This window comes from Streptococcus parasanguinis (genome assembly GCF_001073155.1).
In the GTDB taxonomy this organism is placed as follows: domain Bacteria; phylum Bacillota; class Bacilli; order Lactobacillales; family Streptococcaceae; genus Streptococcus; species Streptococcus parasanguinis_D.
The window spans coordinates 1-24,912 of sequence record NZ_JVEE01000018.1 but is presented as its reverse complement, the minus strand read 5'-3'; the positions used below and the strand labels follow the sequence as shown (position 1 = coordinate 24,912).

Annotated in this window: 19 protein-coding genes; 1 reads left to right on the top strand and 18 read right to left on the bottom strand. The window is 41.3% G+C overall.

Annotated elements, in window-relative coordinates; all coding sequences use genetic code 11:
• Nucleotides 1–220: 220 nt before the first annotated feature.
• The 13 genes from pepC to rsmH all read right to left on the bottom strand — a co-directional run bounded on the left by pepC (nucleotide 221) and on the right by rsmH (nucleotide 14,041).
• Nucleotides 221–1,555, bottom strand: coding sequence for an aminopeptidase C (gene pepC / locus ADH92_RS02490; protein WP_049496806.1), 1,335 nt, complete (start codon nucleotides 1,553–1,555; stop codon nucleotides 221–223).
• 67 nt (nucleotides 1,556–1,622) lie between these two features.
• Nucleotides 1,623–2,174 carry a GNAT family N-acetyltransferase gene (locus tag ADH92_RS02485; RefSeq protein ID WP_031575284.1) on the bottom strand — a complete coding sequence of 184 codons (552 nt, stop codon included), beginning with the start codon at nucleotides 2,172–2,174 and terminating at the stop codon, nucleotides 1,623–1,625.
• A 382-nt stretch (nucleotides 2,175–2,556) separates the two neighbouring features.
• Nucleotides 2,557–3,381: an ammonia-dependent NAD(+) synthetase gene (gene nadE / locus ADH92_RS02480; protein WP_003010362.1), complete on the bottom strand. Its 825-nt coding sequence runs from the start codon at nucleotides 3,379–3,381 to the stop codon at nucleotides 2,557–2,559.
• Nucleotides 3,378–4,838 carry a nicotinate phosphoribosyltransferase gene (locus ADH92_RS02475; RefSeq protein ID WP_049496803.1) on the bottom strand — a complete coding sequence of 487 codons (1,461 nt, stop codon included), beginning with the start codon at nucleotides 4,836–4,838 and terminating at the stop codon, nucleotides 3,378–3,380. Before ADH92_RS02475 ends, nadE begins: the two co-directional genes overlap by 4 nt.
• Before the next feature lie 139 nt (nucleotides 4,839–4,977).
• On the bottom strand, nucleotides 4,978–5,889 hold the full coding sequence (gene trxB / locus ADH92_RS02470; protein WP_049496800.1) for a thioredoxin-disulfide reductase: 912 nt from the start codon (nucleotides 5,887–5,889) through the stop codon (nucleotides 4,978–4,980).
• 58 nt (nucleotides 5,890–5,947) lie between these two features.
• Nucleotides 5,948–6,175: a DUF4059 family protein gene (locus ADH92_RS02465; RefSeq protein WP_003003995.1), complete on the bottom strand. Its 228-nt coding sequence runs from the start codon at nucleotides 6,173–6,175 to the stop codon at nucleotides 5,948–5,950.
• 81 nt (nucleotides 6,176–6,256) lie between these two features.
• Entirely contained in the window at nucleotides 6,257–7,000 is a 744-nt protein-coding gene (locus tag ADH92_RS02460) for an amino acid ABC transporter ATP-binding protein (RefSeq protein WP_049496799.1), read from the bottom strand.
• Nucleotides 7,000–7,800: an amino acid ABC transporter permease gene (locus tag ADH92_RS02455; RefSeq protein ID WP_024054761.1), complete on the bottom strand. Its 801-nt coding sequence runs from the start codon at nucleotides 7,798–7,800 to the stop codon at nucleotides 7,000–7,002. Before ADH92_RS02455 ends, ADH92_RS02460 begins: the two co-directional genes overlap by 1 nt.
• Nucleotides 7,801–7,996: 196 nt before the next feature.
• Nucleotides 7,997–9,340: a DEAD/DEAH box helicase gene (locus tag ADH92_RS02450; protein WP_049496798.1), complete on the bottom strand. Its 1,344-nt coding sequence runs from the start codon at nucleotides 9,338–9,340 to the stop codon at nucleotides 7,997–7,999.
• Nucleotides 9,341–9,474: 134 nt separating this feature from the next.
• On the bottom strand, nucleotides 9,475–10,467 hold the full coding sequence (mraY, locus tag ADH92_RS02445) for a phospho-N-acetylmuramoyl-pentapeptide-transferase (RefSeq protein ID WP_049496796.1): 993 nt from the start codon (nucleotides 10,465–10,467) through the stop codon (nucleotides 9,475–9,477).
• A 1-nt stretch (nucleotide 10,468) separates the two neighbouring features.
• Nucleotides 10,469–12,751, bottom strand: a complete 2,283-nt coding sequence (gene pbp2x / locus ADH92_RS02440; protein WP_049496794.1) for a penicillin-binding protein PBP2X — start codon at nucleotides 12,749–12,751, stop codon at nucleotides 10,469–10,471.
• Nucleotides 12,744–13,079 carry a cell division protein FtsL gene (gene ftsL, locus ADH92_RS02435; RefSeq protein WP_003003929.1) on the bottom strand — a complete coding sequence of 112 codons (336 nt, stop codon included), beginning with the start codon at nucleotides 13,077–13,079 and terminating at the stop codon, nucleotides 12,744–12,746. Before ftsL ends, pbp2x begins: the two co-directional genes overlap by 8 nt.
• 11 nt (nucleotides 13,080–13,090) lie before the next feature.
• Nucleotides 13,091–14,041, bottom strand: a complete 951-nt coding sequence (gene rsmH, locus ADH92_RS02430) for a 16S rRNA (cytosine(1402)-N(4))-methyltransferase RsmH (RefSeq protein ID WP_049496790.1) — start codon at nucleotides 14,039–14,041, stop codon at nucleotides 13,091–13,093.
• Nucleotides 14,042–14,191: 150 nt separating this feature from the next.
• On the opposite strand from rsmH, the gene ADH92_RS02425 reads away from it, so the two are divergent.
• Nucleotides 14,192–14,371: a hypothetical protein gene (locus ADH92_RS02425; protein ID WP_037599920.1), complete on the top strand. Its 180-nt coding sequence runs from the start codon at nucleotides 14,192–14,194 to the stop codon at nucleotides 14,369–14,371.
• A gap of 260 nt (nucleotides 14,372–14,631) precedes the next feature.
• Here the strand turns inward: ADH92_RS02425 and ADH92_RS02420 are convergent, their stop codons facing one another.
• The 5 genes from ADH92_RS02420 to ADH92_RS02400 all read right to left on the bottom strand — a co-directional run bounded on the left by ADH92_RS02420 (nucleotide 14,632) and on the right by ADH92_RS02400 (nucleotide 24,630).
• Nucleotides 14,632–16,014 carry an amino acid permease gene (locus ADH92_RS02420; protein WP_049496781.1) on the bottom strand — a complete coding sequence of 461 codons (1,383 nt, stop codon included), beginning with the start codon at nucleotides 16,012–16,014 and terminating at the stop codon, nucleotides 14,632–14,634.
• A gap of 163 nt (nucleotides 16,015–16,177) precedes the next feature.
• Nucleotides 16,178–16,435, bottom strand: a complete 258-nt coding sequence (locus ADH92_RS02415) for a DUF896 family protein (protein ID WP_003012632.1) — start codon at nucleotides 16,433–16,435, stop codon at nucleotides 16,178–16,180.
• 33 nt (nucleotides 16,436–16,468) lie between these two features.
• Nucleotides 16,469–18,505 carry a glycine--tRNA ligase subunit beta gene (gene glyS, locus ADH92_RS02410; protein ID WP_049496779.1) on the bottom strand — a complete coding sequence of 679 codons (2,037 nt, stop codon included), beginning with the start codon at nucleotides 18,503–18,505 and terminating at the stop codon, nucleotides 16,469–16,471.
• Between the two features lie 280 nt (nucleotides 18,506–18,785).
• On the bottom strand, nucleotides 18,786–19,703 hold the full coding sequence (gene glyQ, locus ADH92_RS02405; protein ID WP_049496776.1) for a glycine--tRNA ligase subunit alpha: 918 nt from the start codon (nucleotides 19,701–19,703) through the stop codon (nucleotides 18,786–18,788).
• Between the two features lie 508 nt (nucleotides 19,704–20,211).
• Entirely contained in the window at nucleotides 20,212–24,630 is a 4,419-nt protein-coding gene (locus ADH92_RS02400; protein ID WP_049496773.1) for a S8 family serine peptidase, read from the bottom strand.
• Between the last annotated feature and the right edge of the window lie 282 nt (nucleotides 24,631–24,912).

Here is a 24,912-nt window from a genome sequence, read left to right as displayed (position 1 = left end):
AAAAGATAAGTTCTCCTAGAATCGAAAGATTCTGCGTCAAACTTCCTATTTTGACTTTATCCGCAGACATCCTTTGTATCTTAATTTAGTCATGGAACTTCTTGGATTGCTGAAATCATCCACTGGATAATTTCACCTAACCTCCGTACCCACCTAAGGAAAGTTTTTAAGATATTTTGTCTTCAATCTTAAAAGAGCCTTTCGGCTCTTTTCTGTATCATTATTTTGCCAAAGCTCCCATTGGATCCCACGGTGCTAGGACAATTGGTTCTGCTTCATAGGCTGCTAATTCGTCTGCTGTTAGGAATTCTTTACGAACCACGATTTGGTAGGTATATTCATCCATCCAAGCATCAGAAGCCACAAAGTAACCATCTGTACCGACCTTGTCTCCCCATGAATTTTCAACCTTCCATTTACGAGACTGACCTGCTTCGTCTAAATCAACCCCTGTCAAGACCATAGCGTGTGTCATTAGACTTTCTGCATAGTCCAGGCGACCCGCCTTGTCTTGTGTCAAATGAATGTCCATGCCTGCTTCAAAATCGTAGACATCTGTTGCCAGGATTCCGGCTTTACGGTTGCTGACTTGGCCTACATCTGAACCAAACCAGACAGTTTCTCCTGCTTTCATTTGAGCAATGGCTAATTCTTTCAATCGATCCATTGGAACATTTAGGTAGCGGACTGGATGGCTACCTACAACATTGCCCAGCATATCTACTGTATAAGATTTTCCATATGGCTTATCTGTAGTTGGGGCATTGATAATGGAGACGTAATCGTCTAATTGAAGGTCTACATATTTTTTGTAGAAGCTTTGTGGAGTTAAGCCACTTTCGCTATGGAATTGATTATCCTTATCACGGTATGAAAAGTCAAATTCACGTGGAGGCAATCCTAAAGACATAGCCAAGAAGTTAAAGATTTCTTGCAACAACGCTTGTTTCTTGCTCGCAACTGCCTCACTATCTGCGCCTGAGTGAATCAAATCACGCAAGATTTGCGCATCTTGACGCAAGAGTTTATTGAGGTAGGTGTTCAATTCCCGGCTATTGCTGGATGAAATGGATTCTGGATAAACGGATTTTGGAACCACTCCGTATTTCTCGAAGAGGGATACCACCATATCCCATTGACCGCCATCTTGTTGTGGGGTTTGTAGGAGAAAAGCCACCTTACGGCTGGTCAATTCTTGGTCTGCTGTAGCAATCACTTGCTCCAAAAACCAGTTTGATTTTTCATACTTATCCCAAAAGAAAGTATGTGCTTGAGACAATTCAAAATCCTCCAATTGGAAGCTTGAAATCATCTTGTGACGGAAGGTATTTAAAGCCGCAAACATCCAACAACGCCCAGATGCTTTTTGGTTTGTCACCTTATCCTTGGTCAAATCAAGTGAAAAAACTGGTGTATTCTCTACTGTACTCTTGCGCGTTTCAAGCGATGCATGGATCCCATTGTGGGTAACAGTATTTTCAATAGCCGCATATTTCACATTTGCTTCATAATTAGCATAGAGCTGGTCTGTAAATTCTTTCGTTAATTCTGACATAGCAATCTCCTTTTTTCGTTATTTACTATTATAATCCTTTGAGCAGAATCTTCAAGTAAAAATCACCCTATAGAGAGGGATTCTGTTTAGAATAGATGATTTTATCCCCGCAATATCCTTTGCGTTGAATGGCATGAGGGATGGTTTCTACATACTGCATTCCTGCCTTTTCCATGACTTTCCCTGAAGCAGGATTTAAACTGACATAAGTGGCTTTGATTTCTTTAAATCCGACTTTGTTCAATAAGAAATCCAAAACAGCTATGACGGCTTCTGTCATGAATCCCCGCCCCCAGAATTTCTTGCCAAGGATATAACCTAGCTCGCATGATTGACTTTCCTGGTCTTGAGAAACCACACTAATATCTCCAATTACCTGATCCAGTGATGTTTTCAAACAAAGCGCCCATTTATAAGTATCTGGTTTACGATACTGTTCGATCCATCTTTTGATCGATTCTCTGGTTCTCTCAGTAGATGCATGGGCATCCCAAGTGACATATTTCAGGGTTTCAGGATCCGAAGCCCAATTTTCAAACATCGCTGGTGCATCTTCCAAAACGAAAGGCCTCAAGTATAAATGCTCTGTCTCTATGACAAGACTTCCAAGATGATTCATAGATTGTCTCCCTTCATTTTTTCATGCAACTTGAACGTTGCAAGTTGGTTACTTTAATCTAGAAGAAAAGGACGGATGAAATCGCCCTTCTTTTTGATGCTTTTCACAATATTGTATGGTGAGACTACGAAATCGAACTCTGCGAGTTACCGATTTCTGTCTAGTATTAATAGAAAAATTCTATTTGTCTCCACCTCATCCATGAGCTTTTCAATGATACATTGACGCAGTAGCTGGCTGATTTGAACGGAGCTCTTTGAGCACCTTTCAAATTTAGACAGCCTTGCGGGGGTGAGACTACGAAATCGAACTCTACGAGTTACCGATTTCTACCTCGTTCTCCTATTTTAAGACTCGGGCTAAAAAGGTCCACTGGACATTTTTACTCCCAGAAATGATCAAATACTGTGATTGGCAAGTGGCGTTTGTGTTGGCCTTTGTACCACCATTTTTCAATAGTGGCTTGAGCTTCTGGGCTCACTTGTTTGCCTTCTAGGTAATCATCGATTTCATTATAGGTGACACCCAGCGCTACTTCATCTGCTATTCCTGGTTTTTCTTCTTCCAAATCTGCTGTTGGAATTTTCTCATAAAGAGCAGGATCGGCTCCTAAGGCCTTAAGCAATTGTTTTCCTTGGCGTTTATTCAAACGGAAAAGGGGCAAAATATCTGCACCACCATCTCCAAATTTTGTGAAGAAACCAGTAATATTTTCTGCAGCATGATCCGTCCCAATCACCGCTCCGCTACGTGCTCCAGCTAGAGCATACTGAGCAATCATGCGACTGCGAGCCTTAATATTGCCTTTGTTAAAATCAGAAACTTCTGTTCCAGTCGCTTCTACTGCTCGTACCATTTCGTCAGCAGACTCCTTGATATTCACAACTAGGCTAACATCCGGCTGGATAAAGGCCAAAGCTTTTTGTGCATCTGCTTCATCTGCCTGTACCCCATAAGGAAGACGAACGGCAATAAATTGATAGGAGGCATCTCCTGTTTCTGCGCGCATTTCTTCCATGGCCAATTGAGCTAATCGTCCAGCAAGCGTTGAATCTTGTCCTCCTGAGATCCCTAATACAAATGTTTTCAAGAAGGGATGTTTTTTTAGATATCTTTTTAAGAAATCAACCGAGCGGCGAATCTCTTCCTGAGGATCAATGCTAGGCTTGACACCCAATTGTTGGATAATCTCTTCTTGCAAACTCATTTTGCTTCTCCTTCTCCATTGGCCTTGTTACGCATTTCCTCGATCAGATCCATCTTATCCTGCCAAATATCTTTTGCTAAGTCAACTGGGTAATGCTGTGGATTGAGGACGCGCTTGTATTCATCCCATAATTGATCGTAATTTTTACGAGCATATTCTTGAATTTCTGATAATGTTGGCAGTTGATAAACCAATTGACCCTCTTTAAAAATATCCACTAAAAGAGGAATCGCCTCAAAGTTTCGGACTGTTTTATTAATGTAGGTATAAGTTGGATGGAACATTTTAAGTTCTGTCAGTTGTGAAACATCTACTCCATCGTAAGTGATGTAGTCCCCTTCTGACTTACCTTTTTCACGGCTGGTAATCCGCCAGACTTGCTTTTTACCTGGTGTAGAAACTTTCTCTGCATTATTGGAAAGCTTGATGGTATTGATCATCTCTCCTGCTTCGTTTTCAACAGAGACAATTTTGTATACCGCTCCAAGTGCTGGTTGATCGTAAGCTGTAATTAACTTGGTTCCTACACCCCAAACATCAATTTTTGCTTTTTGCATTTTTAAGTTGAGGATAGTATTTTCATCCAAGTCATTAGAAGCGTAGATTTTAGCATTTGTAAACCCAGCCTCATCTAATTGCTGGCGAACCTTTTTAGAAATATAAGCAATATCTCCTGAGTCAATCCGGACGCCTAGGAAATTGATCTTATCTCCCATTTCACGTGCTACCTGAATAGCTGCTGGTACCCCAATACGAAGGGTATCATAGGTATCGACGAGGAAGACACAATCTTTATGGGTTTCCGCATAAGCCTTAAAGGCTTGGTAGTCATTTCCATATACCTGTACTAGAGAATGGGCATGGGTTCCTAAAACTGGGATTCCAAAGAGTTTTCCTGCACGAACATTACTAGTTCCATTGGCACCTCCGATGACTGCTGCACGAGTTCCCCAAATTGCAGCATCCATTTCTTGCGCACGACGTGTTCCAAATTCCATCAAAGGCTCATCTTCAATGACCGAACGAATACGAGCAGCTTTTGTGGCTACCAAGGTTTGAAAATTGACGATATTCAAAAGGGCTGTTTCCACCAATTGACACTGAGCTAGAGGACCCTCTACCTGAACAATTGGTTCATTGGCAAAGACTAAGTCTCCTTCTTGAGCCGAACGTACCGTCAATTCCAACTTTAGATCACGGAGATATTCCAAGAAGGCCCCATGATAACCAAGTGACTCTAAATAGACAATATCGCTCTCAGAAAAACTCAAGTTTTCCAAGTATTTCACAATTCTCTCTAAGCCAGCAAATACTGCGTAGCCGTTTTTAAAAGGCTGTTGACGAAAATACACTTCAAATACGGCATGTTTATTGTGGATACCTTGATCAAAATAGACCTGCATCATGTTGATTTGGTATAAATCAGTATGCAACGTTAAACTGTCATCTGGATACATATGTATACCTCTTTTTTATAGATTTGTTCTATGAATTCCTACCATAAAATTAGTACCATTATAGCATATTTCAGCCCTATTGAATACTGAAAGGAAAGCATGAAAAAAATCTGAGACAGGAAGCTCAGATTTTTTTGGATTAAAAGTTTTCTGTGATATATTTATAAACTTCTTGGCCAGCAATCGCACCGTCTCCGACGGCTGTCGTCACTTGACGTAGATCTTTTTGACGAACATCGCCAACCGCAAAAATACCTGGGACTGTGGTTCTCATATGATCATCCGTGATCACCCAGCCATTTTCATCTAAAATACCAAGTTCTGTCGCAAAATCACTGACAGGATCTAAACCAACATAGATAAAGACACCACCGAAGGCTTGCTCTCTAACCTCTCCTGTCTTCACATCTTTTAAAAGGACAGACGTTACTTTTTGTTCCCCCTTAATTTCTTCAACAACTGTATTCCAAGCAAAGTGAATTTTATCATTGGCAAAGGCACGATCTTGAAGAACTTTTTGAGCACGCAATTGATCACGACGATGGGCAATGGTCACTGTTTTTGCAAACTGAGTCAAAAAGACAGCTTCTTCTACCGCAGAATCGCCGCCACCAACGACCAAGAGATCCTCATCTCTAAAGAAAGCTCCATCACAAACAGCACAGTAGGAAACCCCTCTACTATTAAGCTCCTCTTCACCAGGGACATTCAATGAACGGTGGTTAGACCCTGTTGCAATCACCACGGTTTTAGCTTCAAATTCCCCATCATCTGTGACAATCTTTTTGGTTGCTCCGTGGTCTTCGATGCGCTCTACCTGACCAAACAAATGTTCCACGCCAAGATTTTCTAAAGGCTCAAACATTTTTTCAGCCAAATCTGGGCCACTAATATTCGCATAGCCAGGATAGTTTTCGATGTCAGACGTATTGTTCATTTGACCACCTGGAATTCCTCTCTCAATCAATGCGACCTTTAAATTGCTTCGTGCTGCATAAAGGGCAGCAGTCATCCCTGCAGGACCTGCTCCAATAATCACTGTATCAAACATACTAAACCTCTTTCTGTTTTGTTGTAACCATTATAATTCTAACACAGTCTTTTTGCAATTATCGTGCTTGAAAGATAAACAAAATCCCTATGACCGCAAAGGTTAAAATAGGAATCGTCATGATATCAATTAAGAGGATATCATACAAATGGGCTTGTCGTTGCTTGGCTGTTTTATCTTTCTTCTTAAGGGCACGGTAGCCAATCCAAATACAAGAAGCGATCCCAACTAAAATCGTTGTCGTCACTAAACTTTGTAAATATAAGGACAATAATTTATTTAACATCACGACTCCAAATATTTTTACATTTTCAGAAAACAAACCCAGCTAGCATCGCCAGCTGAGTCTTACCTCTCCTCTATTATATCAAACATAGGTCCGTTTGTAACTAGCAAAGAATTCTTTTGTCCGTTCTTCTTTTGGATGTTGCATGATTTCCTCTGGTGTTCCAGATTCAATAATCCGTCCTTTATCCAAAAATAGGACCTTATCTGCTACTTGCGTTACAAAAGACATATCATGGCTGACCAGTACCATGGTTTGTCCTGATTTTGCTGCATTGGCAATGGATTTTTCAACTTCTCCAACCAATTCTGGATCCAAGGCTGAAGTCGGTTCATCCAGCAAAAGAACTTCTGGTTTCATAGCCAAGGCACGAGCCAAAGCCACACGTTGTTTTTGTCCACCTGAGAGGTGACGAGGATAGTGATTTTCACGATCCGATAAACCGACTTTTGCCAGTTCTTCTCGAGCAATTTTCGTTGCTTCTTGATCGGATAACCCCTTCACAACAATGAGCCCTTCTTTCACATTTTCAAGAGCTGTTTTTCTACCAAACAAATTAAACTGTTGGAACACCATGGCCAATTTTCTTCTTAAGGTTAAGATTTGATCTTGGGTAATGTGTTCAAAATCAACTTCGAAATCATCAATCTTAATTCTACCGCTATCTGGTGCTTCCAAATAGTTTAAACTGCGTAAGAAGGTTGATTTACCAGCTCCCGAAGACCCGATTAGGGCCACGACTTCCCCTTTTTGAATTTCCAAACTTAGATTATTTAAAACCTTTTGACCTGAAAATGTCTTTGATAATTCTGAAATATAAATCATTAGATCCGGACCTCCTGATCTGGTAAATCAATTGCTACGGGAGTCTCAATATCCAGTCGACGTTCAATGTGACGGCCTAGTATTTCAATGAGAATGTTCACAATCCAGTAAACAATCGATACCGTGATAAAGCGTTCAAAGTACTTCAAATCGCTCCCCCCAATAATCCGTGCTTGGGCAAAAATTTCAACCACACTGGCACTAAAGGCTAGCGAGGTCCCCTTGGTCAAGCCAATGAGAGAATTGATTAAGGTTGGAGTTGCAACGACTGCTGCATTGGGAATAATAATCCGGCGATAAACTTGGCGGTTGGTCATTCCAAGACTACGCGCTGCCTCAATTTCACCAGGATCCACTGATAAAATGGCTGCCCGGATGGTTTCACTCGCATAAGCTGCCTCATTAAAGGCAAGAGCCACAATTGCAAACAGCTCAGCTGGAATGGCATTAATATTAAAAGCTGTTCCATAAGACTGATTGATCGCTTTTAAAATAAGAGGAATCCCATAATAGGTCAACATCAACTGAACCAACAAAGGAGTCCCCCGTAAAAAACTGACAAAAACAGCTTGAATCGGGTAAAGAATTCGTACACGATTAATTTTGACCAGAGCAAAAATCATGGCAAAAATAATCCCAAAAAATGCGCCTCCTAGGGCTAATAAAATCGTCACAGGCAATTTTCCTATGACAGCCGGAAATGCATCCAATACGGCTCTCAAACTAAACAGCTTGCTATCTGGAACGTGTTTTAAAAAGTCAGCATACCAGTTGGCAGCTAAAAGATTAGTTGTAAACATTTTTGTTACTTCCTTTCTCGAACATAAACATTCTATCACATTCACCATCGGAATTCCAAAAATTGCTACAGAAATAGAAAAATGATAGACTACTCAAATTTAGTCTATCATAATTTTAGACAAGTTCCTAATAGTTTTTCTTTATGGAGTTCATAAAGAAAATCTATGTTTTCTTCTGAACATTTGAAAGAGGAGGTTAGAAAGTTTGGCGCTTAGCCTTCCGTTCAGCTCGTCCACGCGCACGGTTTTCAGCTCGCTTAGCTTTTCTCCGCTTTTCATCAACTGCCCATTTGATTTTTTTCTTGTAGCCTGGTTTGATTTTTTTCTTTTTCTTCTTCACCAGACCAATCATTTCGATGTCGAGTTTCTCTTGCTTTTTCTCACGATTCGCCCGTCTGTCCCGATCATAAGTATCTTCAATAACCCCATTTTTCAAGACTTTAGGTACGAAACGAATTCCCATTTTTTCTAGTTCACGGATATCTGAATCATCACTCGGTTGATAAAGAGTAATAGCGACACCTGGTAGACCATTGCGCCCTGTCCGGCCAACACGGTGAACAAAGAAGGAAAGATCTTGTGGAATAGCATCGTTGATGACATGACTCACCCCTTCGATATCAATTCCACGAGCCGCTAAATCTGTGGCCACAATATACTCAAAATCAAGATTTTTAACCTGATTCATGATCCGTTTCCGTTCACGTGGTGGGATATCTCCGTGAATCTTCGCCACTTTCAATCCCTGAGCCACTAAATAGGCATGGAGATCATCTGCTCTCGTTTTGGTATTGACGAAAATCATGGCCAAATAAGGTTGCAAGGTCTTGGTCAATTGGTAAATTTGCTCATTTTTATCTCGACCCTTGGTCGAAACCAGCCAGTTATCGATGGTATCTGAAATCACCGTCTTAGTCTTAATTTGCTCCATGACTGGATTTGAGAGATATTTTTTCAAGAAAGGCTGCAATTTTTGCGGAATGGTGGCTGAAAAAACTAAAAATTGCAGTTGTTGCGGAAGTCTTGAAGCAATCTTATCCACGGTTGACAAGAATCCCATGTCCAGTGTCATATCTGCCTCATCTACCACAAAAGTATGGGCCTTATGAATAGCCAGATCACCAGATGCAACCAGATCATAGATCCGGCCTGGAGTTCCAATCACGATATGTGGTTGTTTGACCTGCAATTTTTCAATCTGACGGTTTTTATCCGTTCCTCCAACATAATTTACAATCCGAATCTCTTTGTCAGAATGACTAGCGATTTGACGAGCAGCATGGTAAATTTGCGTTGCCAACTCCCGACTAGGAGCCGTAATCACCGCTTCAACTTGCTCACTGTCTTCATTTAAGGTTTGAAAAATCGGCAAGAGGAACGTATGGGTTTTCCCAGAACCTGTCTTTGACTCTCCTACCAAATCATTTCCAGCTAGGACAATCGGAATTAGTTTTTCCTGTACTTCGGTTGCTTCTCTAAAATTGATTTCTTTCAGTGCCTCTTGAATATAGGGCTTAAAATTAAACTCTGTAAATTTCATTTTCTCAGTTCCTTTCATGATCTCTATTATTATATCAGAAAAGCTGTCTTCTTGCCTCTCTTATGAGTCATTTTTCCTAACCAGCGAAGTCTCTCTGAGTCAGTAAAAAAACGATGGGAAAGCCCACCGTCGTTTTATAGGTAGAGAAAAACTAGAGTCACGACACTTGTCACCAAGGCAATGCTCCACATAAAGGCATCCACTTTCCATTCTGACCAGTTTTGCCCATTGCCAAAAAGGCCACCCAGTTCTAAATGATGGTGGAAAGGAGTCATTCGGAAAATCCGACGTCCTTCTCCGTAGCGCTTCTTGGTCCATTTGAAATAGGTCACTTGTAACATCACTGAACCTGTTTCAATGACATAGACCAGACCAATCAGGAGCAGGGTCCACTCGACATGCAGAGCCATTGACAAGGCTGCAAGCATCCCTCCAAGAGCTAGACTTCCGACATCTCCCATAAAGATTTTAGCCGGCTTATGGTTGAAGACAAAGAATCCAAGCAAGGCCCCAATCATACTTAAGGTGACAAAGAGAATATCCCATTTTCCTTGCATATAGGCAATAAAGGAATAGGCACTCAGGCTAATGGCAACGGAAATGCTGGCTAATCCATCAATCCCATCTGTCAAATTGACAGCATTTGAAAAACCAACCAACCAAAACAAAGCAAAGAGAATGTAGAAATGGCCCAAATAAAGATCGTAACCAAAGATATTCAAAAGGCTTCCTGCACCGTGGCGCTCAGAAAAAATATAGAAGATGATTCCACCAACGAGTTGAAGAGCTAATTTTTGCTTTGGATTGAGCCCTTCATTAATCTTACGAAAAACTTTTAAAAAGTCATCCAAAAATCCAACAATTCCATATAGAATCAAGATAAATAGAGTAAGTTGAACAGGGCGCGTGAAATTTCCAGTCAATACGGTAACGACAAAACTGACTAGAACTGCTGTAATGAGAAACACCACTCCACCCATTGTTGGAGTGCCAGCTTTCGCTCTGTGTTGTTTCACATCTTCATGCATTTGTTGCCCGGAAATATGAGCACGATGGTAAAATCGAATAAAGGCTGGAATAGCAGCCACTGTTAATAGAAACGATACAAGGATCGTAGCAATATACATCTTAGTCTCCTAATGTTAATGTAATCTTTTTAGTTTTATTGAGTGAGGTGTTCATTTTGACACTTTGTTTGGTCACTTTCTTTCCACTACCTTTATAGGTAATTTCAATTCCCGTCCATTCTCCAAAGATGTCTGCATTTTTCTTAGTCCAACCATACATATCTGGAACATCATCAAAGTCTTCTGTCAATAACAATACTTGTTGATTGGCTTTGACTTTAGAGCCAACTTCCACAGACATCTTGCGGATATTTTTCCCGGTTCCTAGTACAATTGGTTGCACCAAATTGCGACGCAATTCCTCTGAATAAGCACCTGGGCTTAGATTTTGTTTCGATTTCAACTCTTTGGAAAGGGATTCTACAGATGGAATTTTATAAGTCATTTCTTTGGTCACATCATCCAATGTTGGTGCCTCTGATGTTAAGTGCAATTCATCTTTTAAAGCAACTGCATCTTCCAAAATAGGATTGACCAGTTCTTCCCAGCTAGTGGCTGAGAATTTCACTTCTGGTTGTTGGACTGTTACATACATGATGAATTCAGGGTCTTCTGCAGGTGTCATCGCTACAACCGAGTTGATATAATCATTTTCTCCTTGCAAGTATCCTTGATCTGTCGCCATTTGGGCAGTCCCTGATTTCACTGCAACGTTTTGACCGGGTACCTGAATGATAGGTCCATCACTGTACAAGGTTCCATACTCTGGATCTGTTCCGACGGTGATCATATAATTTCGAGTCTGTTGCGCAGCTGATCCTGAAACTGGTTTTCCAACAACTTCTTTTTTTGATTTGCGGGCTGTGTCTGATTTTTTATCGTAAATGGCACTAATAAACTTCGGCTCCAACATTTGCCCATCATTGGCGATAGCACTAAAGGCCCGTAACATTTGGGTTTGACTGACGGAAATCCCTTGACCAAAGGCAGATTGTGCCTGACTGACGTAGTTATCGCCCGGAAGACCACCATAAGCTTCATTTCCCATTCCAAAACGAGTTGGAAGACCGAATTTAAAACGGGTTAGGTAGTCCATCCAGACAGCATTTCCCATCTTTTGCTCTAAGCGGGTCATCCCCACGTTACTTGAGTAAGCAAAGCCCTGCGCGATATTCATATAGCGACCTTCAGCCAGTCCCATATTGACATCCCAGTCACGGATGGTCGCATCTTTTACTTGTAGTTCGTTACTGTAGTATACCTCATTATAAGCTGGGAAGGTTCCATGATCAATCGCCGAAGCTAATAACATGACCTTCATCGTTGAACCCGGTTCATATTGGTCTTGATAGAGGATGGTATTCCAGGTTTTCAAGTTTTTCAGATCCAACCCTTGTTTAGTATCCGCATTATAGGATGGACGTTGCGTTGTCGCTAGAATTTCTCCAGTTTTTGCACTCACAAGAGTCGCACTAACATACTTTCCTTTTACTTTTTCTTGGAAAACATCCATTCGTGTCTCAAGGTAGGTTTGTAATTCTGCTGAAATAGTCGTATAGACATCTTTTCCATCTTCTGTTTTGACAGAAACCTTATCTGAACCAGGAACGATATTGCCGTTTCGGTCTTTATCATAGGTGATAACCCCATTTTGACCAGCGAGAATACGATCGAGGGATTTCTCCATCCCTGATTGCCCCTTCAGGGTTTTATTCCCCTCTTTATCTTCTTGAAGAGAGGCCTGACCTATAAATTGAGAAGCAAAAACTCCATTTTTATAGCTTCGATTTGGACTAGTTGTAAAAGCAACCCCTTCAATCTTCGCCGCTTCCATGGCCTCACGGATGGCCGTCATATTGCTATAAGTTATGCCGTTTCCGTTCGACCCAAAAGAAACCTGTTTCAATTTCTTTTGCGATAACTGTTGAATGACGTAATCCTCATCCATCCCTAAGTACTGCTTAAAGATTTCTGCTACTTTTTTAAATTGGCTCTCTTCTACATAGAGGATTTTCCCGGTTGCTGATTTGTACTTTTTATCAATAACGGCATAAACGTTATAGGTCGTAGCATCTTCAGCAATTACTGCTCCATTTCGGTCGTAGATCGTTCCACGTTTTGCAGGAACAATGACCGTCTGCTCATGGACTTTTTTTGCTTGATCCGATAAGGTTACACCAAATTTTTTGTCAGTCCCAATGATCATTGCAAAATTAATCAGAAAGAGAAAAAAGAGGAAAATCGCCAGTACACTGAGATTTTTCCCAACTTGTTTTCGATTCTGATCCGGCAAGCGACGTTTCTTTATCGAATACCCGATCAAAAATTTTTTGAATTTATTCATCACTACTTGCACTCACTGTTTTTCGATTTTCTTTTTGCAGCTTCATTCCTTGGGAGCTAGCCAACTGTGATAAGCGGTCATAACGTGTTAATTCATTGACCTCTTGACGAACATCTGCCAATTCCGTCTTTTTGGCTTCTAGTTCCGTATTCAAATCAGTCAATTCACTTTGAACTTGTAAAATCCGTGTCTGCATAAAGACGATACTAATGGCTAAAATTACAGCTGTTAGGACAATCGACCCATAAAAAGCCTTTTCTACTCTAGAGAAACGGCGAAAGCGGTCTTGCAGTACCTGTGTTCTTGTTCTCTCATCTCTTGCTGCCATATCAATTCCTCTTACTTGTGTATTTTTCGAGCAACCCGTAATTTTGCTGAATGGGATCGATTATTTTCCTCAAGCTCTTCTTCACTTGGCAAAATAGGTTTCCGGTTGACCAACTCCATCTTTGGTTTCAAATCATCCGGAATAAAGGGAAGTCCCTTTGGAACCTCAACCGTCGAAGCTTCTTTAAACAATTGTTTGGTCAATCGATCCTCTAACGAATGAAAGGTAATCACAGAAATACGACCATCGAGGGCCAACAAATCCATGGCTTGCTGAATCGATTCATCCGCCGCTCCCAGTTCGTCATTGACTTCGATACGAATGGCTTGGAAGATCTGTTTAGCAGGATGACCCTTTTTCTTGAGCTCCTTAGCTGGTTTAGCAGATTTAATAATCTCTGCTAATTCAGTCGTCGTTTCAATCGGTTTAATTGCTCGCGCTTGCTCAATTTTCCGCGCAATTTGCTTGGAAAATTTGTCCTCTCCATATTTGAAAAAAATGCGAACTAGATCATGGTAATCGTAGCTATTAACCACTTCATAGGCTGTTAAGGAAGCTTCTTGATTCATCCGCATGTCCAGTGGCGCATCTTTCTTGTAAGAAAATCCGCGTTCCCGTTCATCTAACTGAGGACTAGACACACCTAGGTCATAACAGATCCCATAAATTTCAGTCACACCTAAGTCATTTAGACGTTCCTTCAAATGACGAAAGTTATCCTTAATGAAGGTCACCATGCCTTTCTCAATGAAAGGTGCCAATCGGATCTTAGCATTCTCAATTGCATGCTGATCTTGGTCAAAGGCATAAAGATGGCCCGATTCATTTAATTTTGTTAACAAATATTCGCTGTGGCCTGCCCCACCCAATGTGGCGTCTACATAGATCCCATCTGGCTTAACATCCAGCATATCGATCGTTTCATGAAGCAAAACCGTTACATGATGAAATTCTTTACTCATATCTTTACTATTTTACCACAAATGGGACCAAGATGCACTCCTGAAAGAAAATTCACTAACTAACCCTATCGGACCTTTTCAGATCCTACAAAATACCTAGAAAGGCTTGATTTTATTTGTTTCCTCTAGGATTTATGATACAATATTCTTATGAAAATAAGAAAACAGATTCTCATCCCACTTTTATTGGTCGATGCTATCGCTCTCTACTTTTTTCTAACCACTATTGAGGCTTGGATTTTTTGGCTTGCTGCCCTGATCCTAGCCGGCTCACTTTGGTGGCTCAAAAAAGCCATTCAAGGACAAAAAACAGAGATGGAAGAAAAATAATTTCTTCCACCTCTGTTTTTCTTTTATTCCCTCCAAGTAATTTCTTAAAAGAAAGCAAACTAGCTCTGAAATAATAAAGAGGCTGGGACAAAAGTCCTAGCCTCTCAATTATTTTTGAATTGTCGAGCAAGACGCAGTGGTTGAGTGGGCTCTACTACGCTGATTTCATCAGCTTTTACAGYCCTACTCAACTGTGCGGAGGTGGGACGACGAAATCGAATTCTAACGAATTACCGATTTCTGTCCCACTCTCTTGCGGTTTATTGATTATGTTTCCAATTGCTGTAAATCCCAAAAAGAATGATCCAGATGGTTGCCCCAATCGCTCCAATGTATGTTGATTCTTGCAAGAAGAGACAAACAAATACAAAGAGGAAGAAAACAATGGTCAATGGATTCAACACTTTATAGGCTGGCATGACAAAACCATCTGGCATAAATTCTTTCGATTTACGGTACTTAAGATGGGCGAGCATGGTCAAAATGTAAATAGCAATGTAGACACCAGAAGAAGATGCCGTAATCAAGGCAAAGGCATCTGAGACACCTGGCAAGATATTGATAAAGGCTGAAACAGCAACCACAATCGCAGAAAAAATAATCGCGCGACTTGGAATCCCCATACGAGATAAGCTATTCAGTCTCAAACGATTCATCACTTTGCTGTTTGGTGTTTCTTTTGCAATCTGGTACAAGTGACGCCCTGTTGAATAGAGGGTGGAATTCAAGGAAGATGCAGCAGCTGTCAGTACGACAAAATTAATCAATCCTGCTGCCCACTTGATTCCTACCATCTGAAAGACCGTTACAAACGGTGACTTATTGACAGGAAGCTGTTGCCAAGGGAAAATAGCCATAATCGCCAACAAAGCTCCTACATAAAAGATTACAATCCGGATTGGAATTTCTTTAATAGCTTTTGGCAATACTTGTCGGGGATTAGCTGTTTCAGAAGTAGTAATTCCAACAAATTCGATTGCTTGGTAAGCAAAGAAGACCATTTGGAAGGCCATGACGAACTTGACCCAACCATTTGGAAACATTTGAAAACCATTGGTAATGTTACTTAAGCTAGCGTGTCCAGCTGGTGTTTCAAAATTCGTCGTCACCATAAAGATTCCTGTTGCGATCAAGGCTAAAATCGTGACAATCTTGATCATTCCAAACCAGAATTCAACCTCTCCAAAAACCTTCACAGCGATCAAGTTTACACAACTTAAGAGCGCTAAAAAGATAATTTGAATCTGCCAGGCTGGCCAATTTGGAAACCAAAGCTGGACATAGTTGGAAACAGCGGTGATCTCTGCCATTCCCAAAAATACCAAGGAGACCCAATAGGACCATCCTGAAAAATAACCCCAACCTTTTCCTATATACTTGGTGATAAAGTTGATAAAGGTGTGTTGATCAGGGTCCATATAGAGCATTTCTCCGATCGCCCGCATCATCAAGTACATGAAGGCGCCAGTCAGCATATAGACTAAAATAATAGAGGGCCCTGTCAAAGAAAGGGAACGACCGGCTCCAAGAAAGAGTCCTGTCCCGATGGTTCCTGCAATAGCGATCAGCTGAACATGCCGATTTTGCAGACCACGAACCATCCCATTTTCGGTTTCTTCACCAGGATGATGTTTTTTTGACATATAATTACTCCAATTCTTTTTCTGTACATTTTCAGAAAAGTATACTTCAAATTTTCATACAATCTACTATACCATGTTTTTAAAAATTGGTCAATCTAGTGCAGAATATTCTGAATTTTATAGATTAAAAAGAGTGCTGGAGTCTCTTCCAGCACTCTTTTGCTTATGAATTAGGGTCATCGAGGCTACGGCCATGCAAACCTTTTTCACGTTGCACTTGGCGTAGTTTCTCAGGTGTTACATCGTTACCTTCTTCATCCACAATTTTGATCCCTTCGATGTGGTGACGAACCGAACGACGATAACCTTCAATGTATTCTTCACGAAGTTTTGCTTGTTCCACTGCTTCTTCAGGAGTCAAACCTTCTGTTTTTTTCTTTTTAGCAAGCTCATTGATTCGAGCGATTTTTTCAGGTGTCATAATAAGACCTACTTTCTACCTGTCATCAGGTCATTATTTTGTGTTCAATTGATTAAAGGCTGCAACAGCGTTGGCTTTCGCTACAAGACCTGCAAGAAGGGCCAAACGGTTGTTTTTAACAGCCTCATCTTCTGCCATAACCATGGTATTGTCAAAGAAAGCATCGATGACTGGGCTAAGGGCAAAGAGTTGAGCCAATTTGTCGCTAGCTGAACCTGTCAATTCAAGCTCTTCAATTGCTTTAGCAAGGGCTTTTTCTTGATCGTTTTCAAAGAGACTAGCGTCGACTGCTACTGAAGCATCTGCTTTTTCTGCCAAGTTGAAAGCACGTGAGAGGGATTCAACAGCTGCCTTATAACCATCCGTCTTAGCAGCTTCTGAAAGAGCTTCAGCTGCTTCCAGCATATCTGCTACGACAAAGTTTGAACCAGCAAGAACAGCTTCTTTGATATCTTTTGGTGTGCGTCCCATCATCTTGTCCACACGCGCCTTGATGAAATTGAGCACTTCTGCTTGATTGTCATAAGAAAGACTAGCAAATGAAAGTCCGTAAAGACTGTCGATTAACTCATCCATCGGGATGTACCAACCAAAGGCATCCAAGATACGAACAATTCCTTGTGTTGCACGACGAAGCGCATACGGGTCATTGGAACCAGACGGAATCAAACCGACTGAGAAAAAGGAAAGGAGGGTATCCAATTTATCTGCAAGCGCAAGGATAGCACCAACCTTAGTCTCTGGAAGGGCTCCATCTGCTGCATCAGGAAGGTAGTGCTCACGGATAGCTGTCGCTACTGCAGGATCCTCACCAGCAAGGAGGGCGTATTTTTCACCCATGATTCCTTGCAATTCATCGAACTCTCCGACCATACCAGTCAAGAGGTCAAATTTGTAGATTTCAGCTGCACGCGCTACGGCTGCCCTTTCTTCAGCAGTCAAACCAGCTTGTTCAGCTAATGATGCTGCAATGACACCGGCACGAGCCATGTGTTCTGAGAGAGAACCGATTTTTTCATGGAAAGTCACGTTAGCCAATTTAGCAACCAGGTCTTCAATCTTGAGTTTTTGGTCTTCACGCCAGAAGAATTCACCATCTTCGAGACGTGCCACCAATACTTTTTCATTTCCTCGGATAACATTTTCCAAGTGCTCAGCATTCCCATTACGAACTGAGATGAAGTTTGGTTTTAGCCGACCATCAAGGTCACGTACAACAAAGTACCGTTGGTGGGTTTCCATTGAGGTCACCAAGACTTCTTCTGGAACGTCCAAATATTTAGTGTCAAAACTTCCCATAAAGGCAGTTGGATATTCGACCAAGTTCAAGACTTCGTTCAAAAGTCCTTCTTCGATTTGGACTTGAACACCTTGTTCTGCTTCGATAGCTTTGATTTGCTCACGAATCATGTTTTCACGTTCTTTGCTATCCGCAATCACGTAAACAGTACGAAGGTCTTCTTCATAAGAATCCGCATTGGTAATTTCCACTTCATGTCCAAGGAAACGATGTCCACGACTCACACGACCTGAATGGATATCCAAGAAGTCGAGGTCAAGCGCTTCATCACCCAAAAGGACAATCAAGGTATGAACTGGGCGAATGTATTCAAAGGTGTTGTTAGCCCAGTGCATGCTGACAGGGAAGGTCAATGAAGCAAGTACTTCTGGAACGCCAGCCAATACTTCTTTAGCAGGTTTTCCAGCTTCATGTTTCGTCACGTAAACGTATTCTTCACCCTTAACTTCACGGAATTCGATGTCATCTACAGTCAAGCCTTTTCCACGGACAAAGCCTTGCGCTGCTTTTGAGAAGTTTCCATCAGCATCCAAGGCGATTTTCTTAGAAGGTCCTTTAAAATCTTCAGTCAAATCCGATTGTTGATCCGCTAAACCAATCACACGAACTGCCAAACGGCGTGGTGTTGAGAAGGTTTGAATGCTTTCGTATGAAAGGCGATTGTTATCCAAGAAGGCTGCCATTTTCTCACCGAGTTGTTTTTCACTTGGTGTGACAACGTAGGCTGGCAACTCTTCAAGTCCAAGTTCTACTAGTAAGTTTTTTGTCATGTTTCTTCCTTTACAAATTTCTTTTTTTGATAGGCACCTTAGGTACTGGGGACGTTGCTAACTAACTTTGTGAGGCTGTAAGGAAATCTCATGTCTCCTTGACAGCGATTTCCAACAGTCTCATCAAAGTGGATTTAGCCAACTGATTTTTGAACCTAACGTTTCAAAAATCCCCATATACCAGTACGGCGGCGCCTATCCCTTTAGCAAGTCTTCGACTTGCCTCTGGGTAGTCATGTGGGCTCACTTTGTTTGCCCATTTCCATTCTTGTAACGCTTATTATTCTTCCTCTTCTGCTAGGAGTTTGGCGCGTGTGGCTTCGTCAAGGAGTGGGTAACCAAGTTTCTTACGTTCTGCAACGAAGGTCTTAGCTACGACACGGGCCAAGTTACGGATGCGGGCAATGTAACCGGCACGTTCTGTAACGGATACTGCTCCACGAGCATCTAGCAAGTTAAAAGTATGTGAACATTTCAAAACGTAGTCATAGGCAGGGTGAACAAGACCCAATTCCAAGGCACGTCCTGCTTCTTTTTCAAATTTTTCGAAGTTTTCAAGAAGCATATCTTGGTCAGAAACTTCAAAGCTGTATTTTGAGTGTTCGTATTCTGGTTGAAGGAAGATTTCTCCGTATTTAACGCCTGGAGCCCACTCAATATCGTAAACAGAATCTACTTCTTGGATGTAAGAAGCCAAACGTTCCAAACCGTAAGTGACCTCAGAAGTTACTGGACCAGTTGCCAATCCACCAACTTGTTGGAAATAGGTGAACTGAGTGATTTCCATACCGTCCAACCAAACTTCCCAACCAAGACCAGCTGAACCAGTTGATGGGTTTTCCCAGTTATCTTCAACGAAACGGATATCGTGTTCCAAAGGATCGATACCCAATTTTTCCAATGACTCAAGGTAAAGTTCTTGGATGTTTGATGGAGATGGTTTCATAACTACTTGGAATTGGTGGTGTTGGTAAAGACGGTTTGGGTTTTCCCCATAACGACCATCAGCTGGACGACGAGATGGCTCTACATAAGCCGCATTCCATGGTTCAGGACCAATGGCACGAAGGAAGGTGTAAGGACTCATGGTTCCCGCACCTTTTTCATTATCGTAAGCCTGCATGAGCATACAACCCTGGTCATTCCAGTATTGTTGCAAAGTCAAAATAATTTCTTGGAAGGTTAGTTTTTTTGACATCTTCTTCTCCTTTTTATAAATTCTTGCGACATGAGTCCGCCTCGTCGATTTTACGAAGCAAGACGAGTTAGTACTGCGTCTAGCTCAGGCACCAGGGTGCCTGAGCGTGGGGCAGTCCGACTGTAAGGAGGTCTCTGCCACTAACGCAGTGGAAAGTCAATTTTTTAGACATGTTTTACTCCTTATTCATAAAGTTTCTTGTGACTCAGGATGCAAAAAGAACCGTGTCTCTGCTCCTAAGTCGTTTGACCTAGGGGCGTCAGAAACGCGGTTCCACCCTAATTTATTACTTCATTTTATTTTACTTTACTCAGCTTTTACTGAGAGAAAGTGCCACTTGCTTACTTTGCTCTACTTGGCTCTCACTATCCCAAGCTCGCTAGAAAAACGCCGTAAGCCCTTCTTTCTTGACTAGTATTATAGCAAATTTTTAGGTACTTGTAAATAAAAATCCATCTGAAACAAATGTTTCAGATGGATTTTAGGCTAACAAACTATCTTATATCAATTATGGACGTCTTGCAGCTTTTGGTTTTTTACCATGAAGTTTTTTCTTGGCATTCTTCAAGGCTGTCAAGGCATCTTTCACATCTTGTTGGCTTGCTGCTGGATTTGAAAGGATGGTTTGTGCATCCTTGAAGGCTGCTAGGTAAGCTTCTTTTTCTTCATTTCCAGCATAGATGAATTTAGCATTCTTTTCTTGGAACTTCAATTCTTCCTTGATGTATTTTTCAAAGCTTGAAAAATCAGTTGCTTTCCCGTTTAATTTTCCTTCCGCACGGCTAAGCTCAGCAAGTGCTTGATTGATTTGTTCTTGTTTCACAGTTGGATCAACTGCAAGCAAGGCTACTGTTTGGAAAGCGCGGTCGTAGTCGCGACGTACTTTTTCTTTGGCATTGGCATAACGACCAGTTTTAGTCGTAGCATCGTAAGCCTGCATGGCTTCTTTCAAGGCCGCAACGTTTGAATCTTTCCCATCCAAAGCTTGGCTAGCAGCTTCAAGACTAGCTAGAGCTTGGTTGACTTGCTCTTGACTAACCTTGTTGGTCAAGGCTACTTGGGCCGCTTGTAAGGCTTGATCATAGGCTTCCTTCTTATCCGCACTCGCATTGAAGTATTGAGCTGTCTTTGTAATATCTGCTTGGTTGTTTAAAGCAGCCAAGAGATCCACTTTCGAGATCACTCCAATACGATAATTGTTGTTGCGCCCTGCGACAACTGAGATCACTGGTGCTTCCTCAGTTAGTTCATAGCCTGTAGGAAGAGTTGCAACCAAGGTATATTGACCAGTTGCGACAGATTTACCAAAGCCATTTTTACCATATTTTTCAGCAGGCAAGACAAAGTTTTCACCATCTGCCCCTTTCAATACGATCGTAGCTGCTTTTGAAACCGGTTGATCAAAGCTGATGCTAACTGGTGCATATTCTAAAGTATTGGCAAGGAAAGCGATCGTTTGGAAACTATTATCTTCTGTCAAATCAAATTCTTGCGTTAAGCCGCTGACAAATTTCACTTCTGTACGATCATACGTAAAGATTTCTGCAGTGTAATGACCAAAGTTCAAGAAGTTAATATCTTTTGTCTTATCAACTGACACGTATTGGCCATTGCTATCTTTGATTCGGTAAACATACATAGTATCCAAATCTTTGTTCGTTTTAGCGTCACGAACTGCGATTTGAACCCGACCACTATTTTGATCCCGAACTAAATCAGCTAGTGAAACATAATCTACGTTCCCCGCAAAATCTTCTACATAGTAGTAGATATTCTTCTTATCGATGTTTTCAGGAAGATCGAAGCTACCATCTGCATTGGCCTTGATCACATGGTAATTTTCAAGCGCACGTGTGCCATTCTTATCTTCACTGGTTTGGACCATTGTCCCCTGATCATCAAATGGAGTCACATAGACGAGTTTTTCAGTTAAGATACCACCATCGCCAACATCTTTGGCTTTACGTGATACAAACTGTTGTGCTCCGTCTTTAAAGCGAATATAGCCAGATGTAATCACTGGTTTTTGAGTATCAACCCGAACCTTGAAAGTCGTTGATTGCTCCTCAGCTCCAGGAACCATTGGGGTGTAACGGATGACATAATCATATAGACCATCTGCTACCGCATTCCCATTCGCATCAATACCATTCCAGGCAGTATTAGCTAGCGTATAGCTTCGTGGGTTCTTTTGGTCACCGTTGAAGAAGTTCTTACGATGGTCAGATGGAGTTCCTTCCCACAATGGATTTTTATGTTCCGTATCACTTGCTGCATAAACAGTTGCACGAAGGTTTTCAATGTTTCTAAGGGCAACTGTCTTGTATTCGACGAAATCTTTATTTCCATCTTCATTTGGTGAAATGGCAATGCGAACATTTCCGTTTTCATCTAGTTGAAGGGTATGAGTTCCTTCTGCATTTTCGTCAATACCAAGGACTGTAATCCGACGACCGTCTCGTTTTCCTTGAGTGAGAAGGAAGTCATTTTGCTGAGTGACGAGTGCAGAAACATTCGCACTAGAAGAGATATTCAAATCTTTTGGAATATGGTAGTAGAATCCATCTTTTCCTTCGCGAACCAAATCATAGACTGGCTTTTCAACAGCGGGAAGATTTTGGAATTCTCCCTTGAAGCCCATAAATGGCAAGCTGACCACATCTCCATCATCTGCCGGATCTACAAAGCGAACAAATCCTTCAAGGAAATAGCCGTTTGGCATTTCTTTGCTCAATTCTTCTGTGAATTTACTTGTATCGACTTTCACCGTAACTGTTTCAGAACTATGAGCTTTCACAGTTACTTCAGGCCAAGCAGTTTCTGTTAATTTACGTGGACGAAGGGTAAATTTACCATCTTTCACTTCATCTGTGTCAGTATTCACCAACATTTTCAAGGTACGATCGGTATCTGAAATATTGTGGACAGTGACATCAAAGGTAAAGCTATCTCCAACATTTCCAAGAGTGACACTTGGATAGTTGTTTTCACCAGTCACATACAAGTCTGTTGAAACAGCCGCTGCTGTGTCGACAACCCCTGCTCCTTGTTGGCGTGGAGACGTATAGACACCGGTTTCTTTGTTAACATGTGGTTTAGCCGTAGACATAATCAAGGCTTTGACAGTTGCAGAAACTTGTTCAGGAGTCAATTCTGGATGGTTCTTCACAAGGTATTCTTTAACCAAGGCTGCAACACCTGCTACGTGAGGTGAGGCCATACTAGTACCACTCATATCCCCGTAGGTATTGTCATTCAAAGAAGAGAAGATATTCCCACCAGGTGCTGTGACATCTGGTTTCAACTGACCATCTGTTGTCACACCCCAGCTTGAGAAATCAGACAATTGGTCTGCTTCTGGAGATGGACGGTTAGCCATGGTATTGTTAAAGACAACTTTGTAAGATCCAGCTTTAAGAGCTTCCCCATAGCGTTTTGAAATGAAGACAGATGGAATTTTCTTAGCATCTCCATCAATTGCCATTCCAAGATTAGATCCTTCTACATTATTGTAAACCATGGCCCCTACTGCACCATGATGGAGGGCATTGGCAATCTTTTCTGAGAATGGAATTTCCCCGCGTTGGATAAGCGCCAATTTACCGGTAAGATCTAGATCTTTGAAATCATCTTCTTTCCCAAGACCAACAGATACATACTCATATTCTTTGCCTTTTTCAAAATCAGCATCTGCAGCAGATTTACTGTAATCAAATTTTCCGTTATCCGCTTCTGCATTGCCTTCCAAACCTTTGACTTCAAAAACTTCTGTTGTAATGATGTTGTTATTGATAGAAGCAACAGAGATAGAGTCCTCTACCGTTGATGGATTTCCAACCAAACCGTAATCTGGATTTTCTGCAGCTGGTCTTGAATAACCATTCCCAAAAGTATTGCTATTTCCTGCAGAAATTAAGACAGATACGCCTTTAGCGCGCGCTCGTTTAATGGCATCTACAATATCTGAATCCGCATTGACCGTAGAACCAGTCGTAGAGCCAAGACTCATGTTGATAGTATCTGCACCAAGAGCTACAGCATCATCAATTGCTTTTACATAAAGAGCAGATCCTGTTGTTTTTTGACGATCTGAAAAGACACGCATAAACATAACTTGCGCTTCTGGTGCTACACCATAGATCTTTTCACCGTTTCCTGCTTCTTTATCAGGATTCCCTGTTGCAATCCCTGTAACGTGCATCCCGTGAGAATCTCTTTCGGCCTCTTTGATATTGTCGGTACCATCAAAGTAGTCATAAGCGTAGACAACCTTGTCGTTGTACCATTTACCATAATCAATTCCTGCCGCTTTCTTAGCAGCTTCGATTTCTCCTTGGTTTTTAAACTTAGCTTTTGAAGGATCGGTAATCCGAAGAACCTCGTGGTTCACATCCAAGCCAGAGTCGATAACGGCGACAACCATCCCTTCCCCTTTATAACCTTGCTTCCAGGTTTGGGGAACAGTAATAATTTCGTCACTTTCGATGCTTTGAGGTTTTTCAGCTGCCTCATGGCGATTCGTTGTTTCTGAACTTGTCGCAGTAGCCACTGCTGTTGCTTTTTCTACAGGTTTTTCCGCTACTTCCGGTTTTGTTTCTGGAACAGTAGCTGCCTCTTTCGGAGCTTCTGTTTTTTCAACAAGAGCTGCTTCTGTTGCATTCGTTGTCTTTGCAGCAACTGTTGCTTCTTTTGCAACTTCTACTTTCTCACTAGCAACTGCTGTACTTGCTTCTGTTGCTTGTGAATGCTCTTCTTCAGCAGGTGCCTGTTGAGTAGTGGCTACAAGCTGTGTTCCAGCACTCGTTTGGCTGGCCGCTTGTTCTTCAGCACTCGCTTGTGCAGATCCAAATACCAAAACAGCCCCTAATAAAACTGAGGCTACACCAAATTTGTATTTTCTTAATGAAAAACGTTCTTGTCTATTCATAGAAACTCCCCTTTTATTTTAATAGTAACTATTATAACGCAAAATTATCTGAAAATTCATTCAAAAAACAAATTATAACACAAATGTAACATTCACGAATGTTACTAACTATTAATTTATTTTCGTTCGGAAAAATGTAAATTAGTATGGGAAGGTATTATAGAACATCTGTTTTTGTTGGAGTTTTAAAATTATTTAATCATTGAAAGGATTTTAAAAACCGAGAACGAAACTGTCCTCGGTTTTCATTAATGAATAGATATTCTTTCTTAAAAATCCTTG